1 pseudogene is annotated in these 272 nt (G+C 45.2%); it reads right to left on the bottom strand.

What is annotated here, in order from left to right:
* A pseudogene (locus C1E99_RS08820) lies at window positions 1–272 on the bottom strand (IS5/IS1182 family transposase); the annotation flags it as partial.

Raw genomic sequence — 272 nt, 5'->3', positions numbered from 1 at the left:
GACTTTAGGCTCTTGTGAGATAGCTTCTTCCACCTCATCCAATACTTGTTCGGTTTCTTGTAGGAGTTGGTTTAGTCCCTCGCTAGTGAGGCATTCTTCCTTGGACAAGGCAGTATTTACCCCTTCTTGGACCAGTTTGTCATAGAGGGCAGAAATGTTTCCGTTCAAGGCATCTTCATAGCGTTCAACGGCCTTTTTCCACGTGAAGGAATACTTATTGGCATCAGCTTCTACCTTAGTCCCGTCAATGAAGAGAGCCTCATCTTCAATCA

This window comes from Streptococcus suis, from assembly GCF_002964045.1.
In the GTDB taxonomy this organism is placed as follows: domain Bacteria; phylum Bacillota; class Bacilli; order Lactobacillales; family Streptococcaceae; genus Streptococcus; species Streptococcus suis_U.
This window is presented reverse-complemented; position numbering and strand designations above follow the sequence as displayed.